Below are 15,375 nucleotides of genomic sequence, written 5' to 3' on the forward strand. Positions count from 1 at the left end.
CATGTCAGGCCACTCCAAGTGGGCGACCACGAAGCACAAGAAGGCCGCGATCGACGCCAAGCGCGGCAAGCTCTTCGCCAAGATGATCAAGAACATCGAGATCGCGGCGAAGATGGGCGGCCCCGACCCGTCCGGCAACCCGACGCTGGTCGACGCCATCCAGAAGGCGAAGAAGCAGTCGGTCCCCAACAAGAACATCGACTCCGCGGTCAAGCGTGGAGGCGGTCTCGAGGGATCAGGCGTCAACTACGAGACGATCATGTACGAGGTCTACGGTGCCGGTGGCGTCGGCATCCTCGTCGAGTGTCTGACCGACAACAAGAACCGTGCCGCGATGGAGGTCCGCACCGCGGTCTCCCGCAACGGCGGCACCATGGCCGACCCCGGCTCGGTCTCGCGCCTCTTCGGTCGCAAGGGAGTCGTGATCGTCTCCAAGGCCCAGGAGGGCAAGGAGGTGTCCGAGGACGACGTCCTCGAAGCCACCCTCGACGCCGGTGCCGACGAGGTCAACGACCTCGGTGAGTCCTTCCAGGTCCTGTCCGAGGCCACGGATGTCGTCGCAGTGCGTACCGCGCTCCAGGAGACCGGGGTCGACTACGAGTCGGCCGAGGTCGAGTTCGTCGCGTCGATGGACATCCCGGTCGACGTCGACGCCGCCGGCAAGGTCTTCCGTCTGATCGACGCACTGGAGGACCTGGACGACGTCCAGAACGTCTTCTCCAACGTGGACGTGCCGGAGGACGTGCTGGCTGAGCTCGAGGCCCAGGAAGACTGAGCCCGTCCCGCTCCCGCACCGACGTCGACAGGCCCGAGGAGATCCTCGGGCCTGTCGACGTTCGCGGTCAGGAGTTGGGGTCAGGAGCGGCGCACCACGACCACGCCCGGTCGCGGGTGCGGGTGCGTGTGGGGCCAGGTGCTGGCGGGGGTCTCGTACGTCGCCCCGTCGACCTCGCCCGGGTGCTGCACGGCGACCAGGACGGCCTGCTGGTCCGCGGTGATGAACGGGCTGCAGGTCTCCGCGCCCAGGGGCACGGTGAGGAACTGCTCGACCTTGCCCCGCTCCGGTCCGGCGACCGGCACCCTGAACAGCCCGTCGTTGGAGCCGAGCACGTTGCCGTCGGTGGAGATCCAGAGGTTTCCGACGGAGTCGAAGGCGACGTTGTCAGGGCAACTGATCGGGCTCACCAACTGCTTCGGGAACCCGGCGAACCAAGTCTCGGGAGCGTGCGGATCCCCGCAGACCAGCATGAGGTTCCAGACGAAGTCGGGGCCCGTGTGGCCGCGGCGTCCGGGAGTCATCTCCAGGACGTAGCCGTTCCGGTTGCCCGACGCGCTGCGCAGCGGACCGTCGAGCCGGTCGCGCACCATGGAGGTGGTCACCGGGTTGGCCTCGTCGGCGGGCATCGCTGACGTGCCGCGGTTCGAGTTGTTGGTGAGGGCTGCGTAGACCCGACCGTTGACCCGGTTCACCTCGACGTCCTCGGGGCGGTCCATCTTGGTGGGCGAGACCCGGTCCGCAGCCAGACGAGTGTCGATCAGCACGTCGGCCACGCTCATGCCACGGACGAAGGAACGTCGTTCGTCGGTCAGCGGGATCCAGGTGCCGGTGCCGTCGTACCGCCCGTCCGCGCTCCCGTCGCCCGTGAGACGGGCCACCGACAAGGTGCCAGCGCTGAGCAGGCCCAGGTTGCGACGACGTGCCCTGGCCGTGGGCCGGGGGTCGTAGGTGTCCCGCGAGACGAACCGGTAGAGGTAGTCGCCCCGCTCGTCGTCGCCCATGTAGGCGACCGCGTGGCCGCTCGGAGCGATGGTGACGTCGGCGCCCTCGTGCTTGAAGCGACCGAGCATCGTCTGCTTGCGCGGGGTCGAACGCGGGTCGCTGGGGTCGATCTCGACGATCCAACCGAAGCGGTAGGGCTCGTGGGGCTCGCGGGTGAGGTCGAAGCGGGGGTCGACGCGGTTCCAGCCACGCCCCACACCACTGATGCCGTAGCGGGCGTACGACGCGGCGTACTCGGGGTCCATGTCACCGGAGGCATCGAAGTACTGGTTGAAGTTCTCCTCCCCGCTGAGCACGGTGCCCCACGGAGTGACACCCCCGGCACAGTTGTTGAAGGTGCCCCGGACCCGACGCCCAGACGGGTCCTGGGACGTACGCAACCTCGGGTCCCCGGCTGCGGGGCCCGTGAGCTCGAAGATCGTCTGGTCGTGCAGACGGCGGTTGTACCGCGTGGCTCCGGCCTTCACCACACTCCACTGCCCTGGTTGACGTCCCTTCTGGACCTCGACGACCGACATGCCGTGGTTGGCGATGGCCACCTCGAGGACCTGCTCCGGAGTGTGGGTGCCGGCCGGGAACATCAACGGCTCGTTGGTGTACTCGTGGTTGGCGACCAGGAGAGCACGGTCCCGGCGGGCGGGGTGGTCGAGAAGAGCCACGAAGTCGTTGTTGTAGCCGAACTGGGTCCGGGCCGACGCCGCGCTCTGACGCCGCACGTCGAACCGAGGGGCGTGGCGGGTGACCGGGTCACCCCACGCGATCAGGAGTTCGCTGGTGAATCCGTCGGGGACCGTCACCCGGTCCTTCTTGTTGGGTTCCACCGGGGTGAAGTCCCACGTGCCTGCGCCACGCCGCCCGCGCCCGCGTCCGGTGGGTGCGGGGCGGCCGGGACCGGTCGCTGCAGCGGGGGAGAAGGGCGACAGGGCGAGTGCCCCCAGGGCTCCGGCGGTCAGCCCGCCCTGGAGCACCCGGCGCCGCGCCAGTGCGCGGGTGGCGACCTGGGCGAACTCCTCGTTCGCGGAGCGGTTGGGCACCGGCTTGTCGCAGGCGTTGCCGCACCGGAACTCGCAGGTCATGGCGCTGCGTGAGCCGTGGGGGCCGCGGGTCGGCACTCCCAACATCACGGGGGCGGGGTCGTGGCAGGTGGGTGTCGTGGTCATCTCGTGTCTCCTGGGGCGGGCGGTCTCGCTCTTGAGCCTGAGCATGGCGGTCTCCGTGCACCGCCGGGCGACCCCTCGGTGAACAGATCCCGAACGTGCCGGGGCCGCGTGTCGACGCACGCAGGGGTCAGTCGACCGGTTAGCGTTGCGTGCGAACAGGTGTTCGGACGCAGGTCACGTCGACACGCTCGGAAGGGGAACGGCATGCGGGTGCTCGGCATCGATCCCGGCCTGACCCGGTGTGGTGTCGGTGTCGTCGATGGCTCCGTCGGTCGGCCCCTGACCATGGTGGACGTGGGCGTCATCCGGACGAGTTCCGACCTGGAGGTCGCCCTGCGTCTCGTCACCGTCGAGAAGGGCATCGATGCCTGGCTCGACGAGTACCGCCCTGACGCCGTGGCGGTGGAGCGGATCTTCGCTCGCTCCGACTCCAGCACCATCATCGGCACCGCCCAGGCCAGCGGAATCGCCCTGGTCGCAGCCGCCCGCCGGGGCATCCCGGTCATGCTCCACACCCCCAGCGAGGTGAAGGCCGCCGTCTCCGGTAGCGGCCGGGCGGACAAGGCGCAGGTCGGCGCCATGGTGACCAGGATCCTGCGTCTCGACGCTCCGCCGAAGCCGGCTGATGCTGCCGACGCGCTGGCACTCGCCATCACCCACATCTGGCGCAGCGCCGCCCAGCACCGCCTTCAGGCGGCCGCGGTGCCGGAGCTCAGCCCCGCGACGCGGCTCGCCGGCCGTACCGGTGCTCACCAGGTCACCACCAGCAGGATCCCGAGGAGCGTCAGTTGATCGCGTACGTCCGTGGCCAGGTCACCGGCATCACCTTGAACTCGGCTGTCGTCGACGTGGCCGGGGTGGGGTTCCAGGTGATGTGTTCGCCCGGCACGCTCGCCACCCTGCGTGAGGGACACGAAGCAACAGTGCCGACCAGCATGGTCGTCCGGGAGGACTCCATGACCCTCTTCGGATTCGTCGACGAGGACGAGAAGTCGTGCTTCGAGCTCGTCCAGACGGCGTCGGGGGTCGGGCCCAAACTCGCCCAGGCCGTCCTCTCGGTGCTGTCCCCCGACGACCTGCGCCGGGCAATCACCAGCGACGACGTCAAGACCCTCACCAAGGTGCCGGGGATCGGGCACAAGGGCGCCCAGCGCATCATCCTCGAGCTCCGGGACCGCATCGGTGCACCGCGCGGCGCTGCCACCTCCCAGGCGGCTCGCGTGGCCCAGGCGCCGTGGCGGGACCAGGTGGTGCAGGGGCTCGTGGGGCTGGGGTGGTCCACCAAGGAGGCCGAGAAGGCCACCGACGCCGTTGCCGAGCACGCCCAGGGCACTCCCGACGTGGGTGCGCTGTTGCGAGCCGCCCTCCAGCACCTGAGCAGGGGCTGAGATGGCCTTCAACGACGAGTACCGCGATGAGGCCGCGGACGAGTTCACCGTCGCCGAGGAGGCGCACCTGCGTTCCCTGACCGCCGCCGAGGCCGAGGGGGACGAACGTGCCGTCGAGGCAGCGCTGCGGCCCCGGACGCTGGACGAGGTGGTGGGGCAGACACGCGTACGCGACCAACTGGGTCTGGTGCTGGAGGCCGCCCGGCGTCGCGGACGGGCCCCGGACCACGTACTGCTCTCCGGTCCGCCCGGGCTCGGCAAGACGACCCTGGCCATGATCATCGCCGGGGAGATGTCGACGCCCCTGCGCCTGACCAGCGGCCCCGCCATCACCCACGCGGGCGACCTGGCGGCGATCCTCAGCGGCGTCAACGAGGGCGACGTGCTCTTCGTCGACGAGATCCACCGGATGTCCCGTCCGGCCGAGGAGATGCTCTACATGGCGATGGAGGACTTCCGCGTCGACGTGATCATCGGCAAGGGTCCCGGGGCGACGGCCATCCCGCTCGAGATCCCGCCCTTCACCCTGGTCGGAGCCACCACGCGGGCTGGTCTCCTGCCGGGCCCGCTGCGCGACAGGTTCGGCTTCACCGCCCACCTGGAGTACTACGAGCCTCACGAGTTGGACCTGATCGCGCGGCGCTCCGCCGGTCTGTTGGGCGTGGAGATGACGGACGAGGGTGCCGCAGAGATCGCGTCACGGTCACGAGGCACCCCTCGGATCGCCAATCGCCTGTTGCGCCGCGTCCGTGACTACGCACAGGTGCGGGCCGACGGCGTGCTCACCCACGAGGTGGCACGCGCCGCGCTCGAGCTGTACGAGGTGGACGAGCTCGGTCTCGATCGCCTGGACCGCGGCGTCCTCGACGTCCTGTGCCGCCGCTTCGGAGGCGGGCCCGTGGGCATCTCGACGCTGGCGGTCGCCGTGGGCGAGGAGCGGGAGACGGTGGAGGAGGTCGCGGAGCCGTTCCTGGTCCGCAACGGTTTCCTGGCGCGCACGCCTAGAGGGCGCATCGCCATGCCTGCAGCATGGAAGCATCTCGGGCTCGTGGCGCCGCCGGACTCCTTCGGGGCGCAGCAGGCTCTCTTCGACGAATGACGACCACGTAGACTCGCTCAGGTTGCCCGCCCCGAGTCAAGAGGTTGTCGTGAACGAAATTGCAGGCCTCTGGCCGTTCCTTGCCGTACTGGTCATCTTCTGGCTGATGATCATTCGCCCGGCCCAGCGCCAGCGCAAGCAGACCGCTGCGCTCCAGTCCAACCTCGCAGTGGGTGACCGGGTGATGCTGACCTCGGGGATCTTCGCCACCGTCGTGGAACTGCTCGACGACCGCGTGCGCGTCCAGGTCGCCGAAGGTGTCGTCATCGACGTGGTGCGCGCCGCGGTCGGTGCCGTCGAGAGCCCCCAGCCGCCCGTTGACGCAGACGACCCGGAGTCCTGAGGTGTCGATGATGCTGGAGACCGCCCGCGAGGCGATGGACCGTCTGATCGCCGACGTGCCCGACTATCCCCAGCCCGGAGTGGTCTTCAAGGACATCACGCCGTTGCTGGCCGACCACACGGGGTTCGAGGCCGCGGTCAAGGCGCTCGCCAGTGCCGGCCGTGACGAGGCGGGTGAGGTCGTCGTCGACAAGGTGATCGGCATGGAGGCCCGTGGGTTCATCCTGGCCGCACCCGTGGCCCTGAGCCTGGGCGCCGGCTTCATCCCGGTGCGCAAGCCCGGCAAACTCCCGCGCGAGTGCCACGTCGAGAGCTACACGCTCGAGTACGGCAACGCCACGTTGGAGATGCACAAGGACGCCGTCAGCCCGGGCGACCGGGTCCTGCTGGTCGACGACGTACTGGCGACCGGCGGCACGATCGCCGCCACCCGACGACTCGTCGAGTCCAGCGGGGGAGTCGTCGTCGGCGCGGCCGTGCTCATGGAGCTTGGCTTCCTGTCGGGGCGCGATGTCTTCGCAGACCTGCCCTGCACGGCACTCCGGGTGATCTGACCCGACTAGACTGAGTGAATGGTCGAGGACAATCGCGCAGTTCCCGAACGCGTACGCCCTTCCGACACCCCGGTGACGGCGAGGTCGATGCGCTCTCGACTCGCGCGCATCGGCACCAGGACCCAGTCCGGCAACCCCGTTCTGGAGCCGCTGTTCCGGGCCGTCCGCACCAACCACCCCAAGGCTGACCTGGCGCTGCTCGAGCGTGCGTACGTCACCGCCGAGCGGCTGCACGCCCCGCAGAAGCGCAAGAGCGGCGACCCCTACATCACCCATCCGCTCGCGGTCACCACCATTCTCGCCGAGATCGGAATGACCGAGCCGGTGCTGGTGGCAGCGCTGCTGCACGACACCGTCGAGGACACGCCCTACACGTTGGCGGAGCTGACCGCTGACTTCGGTGAGGAGGTCGCCCAGCTCGTCGACGGGGTGACCAAGCTCGACAAGGTGAAGTACGGCGCCGCCGCGCAGTCCGAGACGATCCGCAAGATGATCGTGGCGATGTCCAAGGACATCCGGGTCCTGGTCATCAAGCTCGCCGACCGACTGCACAACATGCGTACGTTGCGTTACGTGCCGCAGGCGAGCCAGGAGCGCACCTCGCGAGAGACCCTGGACATCTACGCTCCGCTGGCGCACCGCCTGGGCATGAACACGCTCAAGTGGGAGCTGGAGGACCTGGCGTTCGCCACCCTGCACCCGAAGATCTATGACGAGATCGTCCGCCTCGTGGCCGAGCGGGCGCCGTCACGCGACCAGTTCCTGGCCCAGGTGATCTCCCAGGTCGAGCAGGACCTCAAGGACGCCAAGATCCGGGCCAAGGTCACCGGGCGTCCGAAGCACTACTACTCGATCTACCAGAAGATGATCGTGGGCGGCCGCGACTTCTCCGAGATCTACGACCTGGTCGGCATCCGGGTCCTGGTCGACGACGACCGGGACTGCTACGCCGTCATGGGAGTGCTGCACGCCCGCTGGAATCCGGTCCTGGGACGGTTCAAGGACTACGTCGCCATGCCGAAGTTCAACATGTACCAGTCGCTGCACACGACCGTGATCGGCCCCACCGGCAAGCCGGTCGAGATGCAGATCCGGACCTTCGCGATGCACCGTCGCGCCGAGTACGGCGTGGCTGCGCACTGGAAGTACAAGGAGGACTCCCGGGTCGGGGCCGACACCGACAAGCCGGCCGAGAAGGACGACATGGCCTGGCTGCGCCAACTCATGGAGTGGCAGTCCGACGTCGAGGACCCGGGCGAGTTCCTCGACTCCCTGCGTTTCGAGATCAACCGCGCCGAGGTCTACGTCTTCACGCCCCGGGGCGACGTGATCGCGTTGCCGACGGGAGCCACCCCGGTCGACTTCGCCTATGCGGTGCACACCGACGTCGGTCACCACACCATCGGTGCCCGGGTCAACGGGCGTCTGGTGCCCCTTGAGTCGACCCTGGAGAACGGCGACGTCGTGGAGGTCTTCACCTCGAAGGCCGCCACCGCAGCCCCGTCGCGTGACTGGCTCAACTTCGTCAAGTCGCAGCGGGCCCGCTCCAAGATCCGGCAGTGGTTCACCAAGGAACGCCGCGAGGAGGCCATCGAGCGGGGCCGCGACGAGATCGCCAAGATGATGCGGAAGGAGGGCCTTCCCCTCAAGCGACTGCTCTCCCACGAGTCCCTGACCCAGGCGGCCGAGCACTTCAAGATCGCCGACGTGACCGCGTTGTACGCCGCTGTGGGGGAGCACAACCTCTCCGCGCAGGCCGTGGTCAAGCGGGTCCTGGAGATCCACGGCGGCTCCGACGGTGCCGCCGAGGACATGGCCGAAGCCGTCACGATCACCGGTCGACGCACGCGGCAGAAGCATGCCGGACCAGCCGAGAGCGGCGTCATCGTCCAGGGCAGCAGCGACCTGTGGGTCAAGTTGGCCAAGTGTTGTACGCCGGTGCCCCCGGACACCATCCTCGGGTTCGTCACCAAGGGCGGTGGGGTCTCGGTGCACCGCAAGGACTGCACGAACGCCGCCAGCCTGGAGTCCCAGCAGGAGCGACTCGTCGAGGTCGAGTGGGCGCCGACCCCGCAGAACACGTTCCTGGTCAACATCCAGGTCGAGGCGCTGGACCGGGCCCGTCTCCTCTCCGACATCACCATGGCTCTGGCGGACACTCAGGTGAACATCCTCAGCGCGACGCTGCAAACCACCCGCGACCGGGTCGCCAAGAGCCGGTTCTCGTTCGAGATGGCCGACGCCACGCACCTCGACAACGTGCTCAAGGGCGTACGCAGCGTCCCCGGTGTCTTCGACGCCTACAGGGTCACCCAGTAGTCACCCAGTAGTCCGGGTGGTCGCTGAGTGATTGCTGGGTGGTCGCTGGATCGGGACGAGCCCCGCCACGCACGCCGCCCACCGGCCGTGAGGCGCGATGGGCGGTGAGGGCGGACGTACGTCGGTTCAGCCGGAGAACTCCTGGGCGGCCTTGCGTGCCATGTCGAGGAAGGCCTGACGCGACTCCAGGTTCTCCTCGAGCTGCTTGACCTTCTTCTCGTTGCCCTTGTTGCGGGCCTCGTCCAGCTCGGCCCGGATCTCGTCGATCGCGGACTGCAACTTGCCGATCATGTCGTCGGCCCGGGCGGACTTCTCCGGGTCCGTACGACGCCACTGGTCGTCCTCGACACCGCGGATGGCCTGCTCGACCTTGCGCATGCGTCCCTCAAGATCGCGGATCCGGTCGCGCGGGACCTTGCCGGCCTCGTCCCAACGGTCTGCGAGGGCCCGGAAGGCGGTCTTCGCGGCGTCGAGGTCGGTGACCGGCAGGAGCGCCTCGGCCTCGGCCAGGATCGCCTCCTTGACCTCGGCGTTGCCCTCGAACTCAGCGTCGAGGGCGGCGTTGGCTGCGTCGCGGTTGCCGAAGAAGGTGTCCTGCGCTCCTCGGAAGCGCTTCCAGAGCTTGTCCTCCACGTCACGCGGCGCGGGGCCTGCGGCCTTCCAGTCGCGCATCAGGTCGCGGAACCGACCTGACGTACGCCCCCAGTCGGTGTCGTCGGCCAACGACTCGGCCTCCGTCGTGAGCCGCTCCTTGATCACGCGCGCGGCGTCACGCTTCTCGTGCTCCTCGGAGAAGTGGGCCTTGCGCTGACGGGTGTAGGCCGTGCGTGCGCTGGAGAAGCGACGCCAGAGCGCGTCGTCGGTGGCCTTGTCGAGACGCGGCAGGGCCTTCCAAGCCTCGAGCAGGTCACGCAGTCGATTGGCGCCGTCGCGCCAGTTGGAGCTCTGGGACAGTTTCTCGGCCTCGGTGACGATATGCTCCTTGGCCGCCTTGGACTCGGCGTTGCGCTCGGCACGCTCAGCCTTGCGGGCTTCGCGCTGCAACGCGATCACGGGCCCCAGGGCGTCCAGCTTCGCCACCAGCGAGTCGAGGTCACCCACCGCGTTGGCCGTGGAGACCTGCTGGCGCACGGTCTTCACCGCAGCCGCCGCCTCCTCGGGGGTGACCTTGTTCGCGTTCACCCGGGTGCAGAGGAGCTGCACCTCGAACTCGAGGGCCTTGAACCGTTCGGTGAAGAAGGCCAGCGCTTCCTCGGCGGTGCCTGCGGGGTACGACCCCACGGCCCTCTCCCCGGTTGCGGTCTTCACGAAAACGGTGCCGTCCTCGGCCACGTGGCCCCACTCGGACTGCTTATCAGCGCTCATGGTCGCCCATGCTAGTCACTCCGGGTGCATGTCTCGGTAGGCTGACTGTCAGCCAAACACATGCAGCTGCCATCCGCCGCCCGATCGAAGGTCGTTCTCGTGCTCATCGCCGGCTTCCCCGCAGGCCCCTGGGGAACCAATTGCTACGTCGTGTCCACCGGACCCGGCAACGAATGCGTTGTCATCGATCCGGGCAAGGACTCCGCCTCCGGTGTCGACCAGGTGGTCCGCGAACACCGGCTCAAGCCGGTCGCCGTCCTGGTGACCCACGGACACATCGACCACATGTGGTGTGTGGCGCCGGTGGCCGGCTCCTACGACGCCACGGCGTGGATCCACCCCAGCGACCGGCACCTGCTCACCGACCCGATGGCCGGCATGTCGCGCGAGTCGACCCAGATGTTGCTCGGCGGCAACTACGAGTGGGCAGAGCCCGACGACGTACGCGAGCTCTCCGACTCGCAGACGCTCGAGATCGCCGGCATCGACTTCGCGGTCGACCACACCCCCGGCCACACCGAGGGATCGGTCACCTTCCGTTCCCCGTACGGCGCGCTCGCCGGCCAGCCCGAGATCTCCGAGGTGATGTTCTCCGGTGACCTGCTCTTCGCCGGGTCGATCGGGCGCACCGACCTTCCGGGTGGCGACCACGCCAAGATGCTCCAGAGCCTCAGCCAGAAGGTCCTCCCACTCGCGGACGACATCGTCGTGCTCCCCGGACACGGCGAGCAGACGTCGATCGGTCGCGAGCGCGCCACGAACCCCTTCTTGGCGGACCTGGTCGACCAGGGCACTGCCGGACGCGTCACCCGAGGACTCTGAATGAGCAAGCCACGCCCGCTGAGCGGGTTCCCCGAATTCCTGCCTGCCCAGCGCAGCGTCGAGGTCGAGGTCGTGCAGACCTTGGCCCGTACGTTCGAGCTGCACGGCTTCTCGGGCATCGAGACCAGGGCAGTTGAGCCGATGGACCAGTTGCTGCGCAAGGGGGACACCTCCAAGGAGGTCTACGTCCTCAAGCGGCTCCAGGACGTGGAGGCGGGCGCCGACGCCGGCATGGGGCTGCACTTCGACCTCACCGTGCCGTTCGCCCGGTACGTCCTGGAGAACGCCGGCAAGTTGGAGTTCCCCTTCCGCCGCTACCAGATCCAGAAGGTGTGGCGCGGCGAACGTCCCCAGGAGGGGCGCTTCCGGGAGTTCACCCAGGCCGACATCGACATCGTCGGCCGTGACGTCCTGCCCTTCCACCACGACGTCGAGGTCACCCGGGTGATGCTCGAGGCGCTGTCGAAGCTGACCTTCCTGCCGGGTTTCCGGCTGCAGGTCAACAACCGCAAGCTGCTGCAGGGCTTCTACGCCGGGCTCGGGGTCACGGACGTCGACGAGGCCATGCGCCTGGTCGACAAGCTCGACAAGCTCCCCGCCGAGAAGGTGCGCGAACTCCTGCTCGACCAGGCCGGGCTGACCGAGGACCAGGCCGACAAGGTGCTGGGCCTGGCCGCCATCTGCACCGGCGACGACTCCTTTGTCGGGCAGGTCCGGGCCCTCGGCGTCGAGCACCCGCTGCTCGACGAAGGGCTGGGAGAGCTCGCCGACCTGGTGCGCGCCTGCCAGGACCTGGTGACCGAAAGCGTACGCATCGAGGCGGACCTCAAGATCGCTCGCGGCCTCGACTACTACACCGGCACGGTCTTCGAGACCCGCCTGGACGGCTTCGAGTCCCTGGGCTCCATCTGCTCGGGCGGTCGCTACGACGCCCTGGCCAGCGACGGGAAGTCCACGTACCCCGGCGTCGGCATCTCGCTCGGCGTCAGCAGGGTGCTCGTCCCGCTGCTCAACAAGGGCGTGCTCGACGCCGATCGCCAGGTGCCCAGCGCGGTGCTCGTGGCGTTGACCGACGAGGAGTCCCGGTCCTCGGCCACCGCCGTTGCCACCGCCCTGCGTGCCAACGGCATCCCGTGCGAGGTGGCCGCCACCGCGGCCAAGTTCGGCAAGCAGATCCGCTACGCCGAGCGTCGCGGGATCCCGTACGTCTGGTTCACCCAGGACGACGGCACCCACCAGGTCAAGGACATTCGTTCCGGAGAGCAGGTCACCGCAGATCCGGCGACCTGGATCCCACCCACCGAGGACCTGCGACCGCAGGTCATCTCGCACACCGCATCTGAGGAGACCCAGTGATCCGCACTCATGACGCCGGCGCCCTGCGCACCGAGCACGTCGGCCAGACCGTCATCCTTGCCGGTTGGGTGGCGCGTCGTCGGGACCACGGTGGCGTCGCCTTCCTGGACCTCCGCGAGTCGAGTGGCGTCGTGCAGGTCGTCGTGCGCGACGAGGAGGTCGCGCACAGCCTGCGCAACGAGTTCTGCCTCAAGATCACCGGCGAGGTGGTCGCGCGCACGTCGGACAACGTGAACCCGAACCTCGCCACCGGCGAGGTGGAGGTCGTGGCGAGTGAGATCGAGGTGCTGAACACCTCGGCGCCGCTGCCGTTCCCGATCGACGACGCCGCCGCGTCCAAGGGTGGCGAGGTCGGGGAGGAGACCCGACTCAAGTACCGCTACCTCGACCTGCGTCGCTCCGAGCCGCAGCGCCTGCTGCGTCTGCGCTCCAAGGTGAACAAGGCGATGCGCGACGTGCTGGACCGCCATGACTTCGTCGAGGTCGAGACCCCGACCCTGACCCGATCCACGCCTGAAGGTGCCCGGGACTTCCTGGTCCCGGCCCGTCTGCACCCCGGCAGCTGGTACGCCCTGCCGCAGAGCCCCCAGCTCTTCAAGCAGCTCCTCATGGTCGGCGGCATGGAGCGCTACTACCAGATCGCGCGCTGCTACCGGGACGAGGACTTCCGCGCCGACCGCCAGCCTGAATTCACCCAGCTCGACATCGAGATGTCCTTCATCGACCAGGACGACGTGATCGCCCTGATGGAGGAGTTGCTGGTCGAGGTGTGGGCCCAGGCCGGCCACCAGATCCAGACGCCGATCCCGCGCATCACCTACGCCGACGCGATGGCTCGTTTCGGCTCCGACAAGCCCGACCTGCGGATGGGCCAGGAGCTCGTCGACTGCACCGAGTACTTCGCCGACACCACCTTCCGGGTCTTCCAGGCGCCGTACGTCGGTGCCGTGGTGATGCCGGGTGGGGCCAGCCAGCCGCGCCGTCAGTTCGACGCCTGGCAGGAGTGGGCCAAGCAGCGCGGCGCGAAGGGCCTCGCCTACGTGACGGTCTCTCCCGAGGGCGAGCTCGGTGGTCCGGTCGCGAAGAACCTCTCCGACGCGGAGAAGGAGGGGTTGGCTGCCCACACCGGCGCCAACCCGGGCGACTGCATCTTCTTCTCCTCAGGCACGCCGAAGGCGAGCCGTGCCCTGCTGGGTGCCGCTCGTCTGGAGATCGGTCGTCGCGGCGGCCTGATCGACGAGTCGACCTTCGCCTTCACCTGGGTCGTCGACGCACCCCTCTTCGAGCCGGCCGACGACGCCGTGGCCTCGGGTGACGTGGCCGTCGGCGCCGGCGCGTGGACCGCGGTGCACCACGCCTTCACCAGCCCCAAGCCGGAGTTCCTCGACGACCTGGAGGCGAACCCCGGCGCGGCGCTGGCCTACGCGTACGACATCGTTTGCAACGGTTCCGAGCTCGGTGGCGGTTCGATCCGGATCCACCGCGAGGACGTCCAGAAGCGGGTCTTCGACATCATGGGCATCTCGCCCGCCGAGGCCGACGAGAAGTTCGGCTTCCTGCTCGAGGCGTTCAAGTTCGGCGCCCCGCCGCACGGCGGCATCGCGCTCGGCCTCGACCGCGTGGTGGCGATCCTGGGCGGTGCCGACTCGATCCGCGACGTCATCGCCTTCCCGAAGTCGGGTGGCGGCTTCGACCCGCTGACCTCGGCACCGGCCGCGATCACCGAGCAGCAGCGCAAGGAAGCCGGAGTCGATGCCGTGCCGACCGAGGCAGTCGACGTCGACGCCTAGGCTGCTCGAGTGAGCGACGTGGAAGGCCTCTTCGGCAACACACCGCAGCCGAGCGCGGGCTCGTTGGGGGTCAACACCCACTCCTCGGCACCCCTGGCGGTGCGGATGCGGCCGCGTACGTTGGACGAGCTGGTCGGTCAGCAGCAGCTGCGTGCGGGCGGGTCACCGCTGCGTCGACTCGTCGAGGGTGACCAGTCGATGTCCTTGCTGCTGTGGGGCCCGCCCGGCACCGGCAAGACGACGATCGCCGCCATCGTCAGCCAGCAGACCGACCGGCGTTTCGTCGAGGTGTCCGCAGTCTCGGCAGGGGTCAAGGAAGTCCGGGCCGCGATCGACTCCGCGCGTTCGGAGCTGGCTCGCGGTGGCAAGGAGACGGTGCTCTTCGTCGACGAGGTGCACCGCTTCAGCAAGGCGCAGCAGGATGCTCTGTTGCCTGGGGTGGAGAACCGCTGGGTCACCCTGGTGGCCGCCACCACCGAGAATCCCTTCTTCTCGGTGATCTCCCCGCTGCTCTCGCGCAGCCTCCTGCTCAAGTTGGAGTCACTCACCGACGCCGACGTGGACGACGTCATCGGCGGGGCCCTGGTCGACGAGCGTGGCTACGCCGGCGGTGCCCACCTCGAGACAGATGCCCGCGAGCACCTCGTACGCCTGGCTGGCGGCGACGCACGTCGTGCCCTCACCTACCTCGAGGCCGCCGTCGGTGCCGCGACGTCGGTGGGGGAGCGCGACGACGACGGACGGGTGGTGGTCACCCTCGAGCTCGCCGAGACCGCGGTCGACCAGGCAGCCGTGCGCTACGACCGTCAGGGGGACCAGCACTACGACGTGACCAGCGCGTTCATCAAGTCCATCCGTGGCTCCGACGTGGACGCGGCCCTGCACTACTTCGCCCGCATGGTCGAGGCCGGGGAGGATCCTCGCTTCATCGCCCGCCGACTGGTCGTCCTGGCGAGTGAGGACATCGGCCTGGCGGATCCCACGGCGCTGACCACCGCGGTGGCGGCTGCCCAGGCGGTCCAACTGATCGGGATGCCCGAGGCGCGGCTCAACCTGGCGCAGGCAGTGGTGGCGCTCGCTGTGGCTCCCAAGTCCAACGCCGTGTACATGGGCTACGAGGCCGCTGCCAAGGACGTGCGCGCCGGCAAGATCGGCACGGTGCCGCCTCACCTGCGTGACGCCCACTACGGAGGCGCCAAGAAGTTGGGCCACGGGGAGAAGTACCGCTACCCCCACGACGAGCCCCATGGTCTCTCCACCCAGCAGTACGCCCCCGACGTGGTCGGTGACGCCGCCTACTACGAGCCGACCAGTCGGGGCGCCGAGAACGCCGTCAGGGAGCGGTGGGAGCGGATTCGGAGCATCGTACGAGGGTCACGGAGCGGCAGGTAAGGTTCCGG

General features: G+C 68.8%; 13 protein-coding genes. 11 read left to right on the forward strand and 2 right to left on the reverse strand.

What is annotated here, in order from left to right:
* Position 1: 1 nt before the first annotated feature.
* A complete protein-coding gene (locus DNK52_RS12355) occupies positions 2–775 on the forward strand; it encodes a YebC/PmpR family DNA-binding transcriptional regulator (RefSeq protein WP_110241325.1) in 774 nt (257 codons plus the stop codon).
* 80 nt (positions 776–855) lie between these two features.
* Here DNK52_RS12355 and DNK52_RS12360 read toward each other — a convergent pair whose 3' ends face one another.
* Complete coding sequence (locus tag DNK52_RS12360; protein ID WP_110241326.1) at positions 856–2,940, reverse strand: PhoX family protein; 2,085 nt, start codon at positions 2,938–2,940, stop codon at positions 856–858.
* Between the two features lie 204 nt (positions 2,941–3,144).
* Between DNK52_RS12360 and ruvC the strand changes: the two genes are divergently transcribed.
* From ruvC to DNK52_RS12390, 6 genes are all read left to right on the forward strand, one after another.
* Positions 3,145–3,732, forward strand: a complete 588-nt coding sequence (gene ruvC / locus DNK52_RS12365; protein ID WP_110241327.1) for a crossover junction endodeoxyribonuclease RuvC — start codon at positions 3,145–3,147, stop codon at positions 3,730–3,732.
* Positions 3,729–4,328, forward strand: a complete 600-nt coding sequence (gene ruvA / locus DNK52_RS12370) for a Holliday junction branch migration protein RuvA (RefSeq protein WP_110241328.1) — start codon at positions 3,729–3,731, stop codon at positions 4,326–4,328. The genes ruvC and ruvA overlap by 4 nt, the downstream gene beginning before the upstream one ends.
* A 1-nt stretch (position 4,329) precedes the next feature.
* The gene (gene ruvB, locus DNK52_RS12375) at positions 4,330–5,427 is read left to right on the forward strand and encodes a Holliday junction branch migration DNA helicase RuvB (RefSeq protein ID WP_110241329.1); all 1,098 of its coding nucleotides are present in this window, start codon (positions 4,330–4,332) and stop codon (positions 5,425–5,427) included.
* A gap of 49 nt (positions 5,428–5,476) precedes the next feature.
* Positions 5,477–5,770, forward strand: coding sequence for a preprotein translocase subunit YajC (gene yajC / locus DNK52_RS12380; protein WP_110241330.1), 294 nt, complete (start codon positions 5,477–5,479; stop codon positions 5,768–5,770).
* A 13-nt stretch (positions 5,771–5,783) separates the two neighbouring features.
* The gene (locus tag DNK52_RS12385) at positions 5,784–6,323 is read left to right on the forward strand and encodes an adenine phosphoribosyltransferase (protein ID WP_204163544.1); all 540 of its coding nucleotides are present in this window, start codon (positions 5,784–5,786) and stop codon (positions 6,321–6,323) included.
* A gap of 87 nt (positions 6,324–6,410) precedes the next feature.
* The gene (locus DNK52_RS12390; RefSeq protein WP_110241617.1) at positions 6,411–8,642 is read left to right on the forward strand and encodes a RelA/SpoT family protein; all 2,232 of its coding nucleotides are present in this window, start codon (positions 6,411–6,413) and stop codon (positions 8,640–8,642) included.
* A 126-nt stretch (positions 8,643–8,768) separates the two neighbouring features.
* On the opposite strand, the gene DNK52_RS12395 is transcribed toward DNK52_RS12390, so the two are convergent.
* Entirely contained in the window at positions 8,769–10,007 is a 1,239-nt protein-coding gene (locus DNK52_RS12395; protein ID WP_110241331.1) for a DUF349 domain-containing protein, read from the reverse strand.
* 99 nt (positions 10,008–10,106) lie between these two features.
* On the opposite strand from DNK52_RS12395, the gene DNK52_RS12400 reads away from it, so the two are divergent.
* Genes DNK52_RS12400 through DNK52_RS12415 form a run of 4 tightly spaced genes read left to right on the forward strand, consistent with a single transcriptional unit; the run spans position 10,107 to position 15,367 of the window.
* A complete protein-coding gene (locus DNK52_RS12400; RefSeq protein WP_110241618.1) occupies positions 10,107–10,829 on the forward strand; it encodes an MBL fold metallo-hydrolase in 723 nt (240 codons plus the stop codon).
* Positions 10,830–12,185, forward strand: a complete 1,356-nt coding sequence (gene hisS / locus DNK52_RS12405; RefSeq protein WP_110241332.1) for a histidine--tRNA ligase — start codon at positions 10,830–10,832, stop codon at positions 12,183–12,185.
* Positions 12,182–13,975 (forward strand): aspartate--tRNA ligase, encoded by a 1,794-nt coding sequence (gene aspS / locus DNK52_RS12410; RefSeq protein ID WP_110241333.1) that lies wholly within the window; start codon positions 12,182–12,184, stop codon positions 13,973–13,975. The genes hisS and aspS overlap by 4 nt, the downstream gene beginning before the upstream one ends.
* 18 nt (positions 13,976–13,993) lie before the next feature.
* Complete coding sequence (locus tag DNK52_RS12415; RefSeq protein ID WP_239455612.1) at positions 13,994–15,367, forward strand: replication-associated recombination protein A; 1,374 nt, start codon at positions 13,994–13,996, stop codon at positions 15,365–15,367.
* Positions 15,368–15,375 lie beyond the last annotated feature (8 nt).

It is taken from the genome of Nocardioides gilvus (genome assembly GCF_003194605.1).
Classification (GTDB): Bacteria; Actinomycetota; Actinomycetes; order Propionibacteriales; family Nocardioidaceae; genus Nocardioides; species Nocardioides gilvus.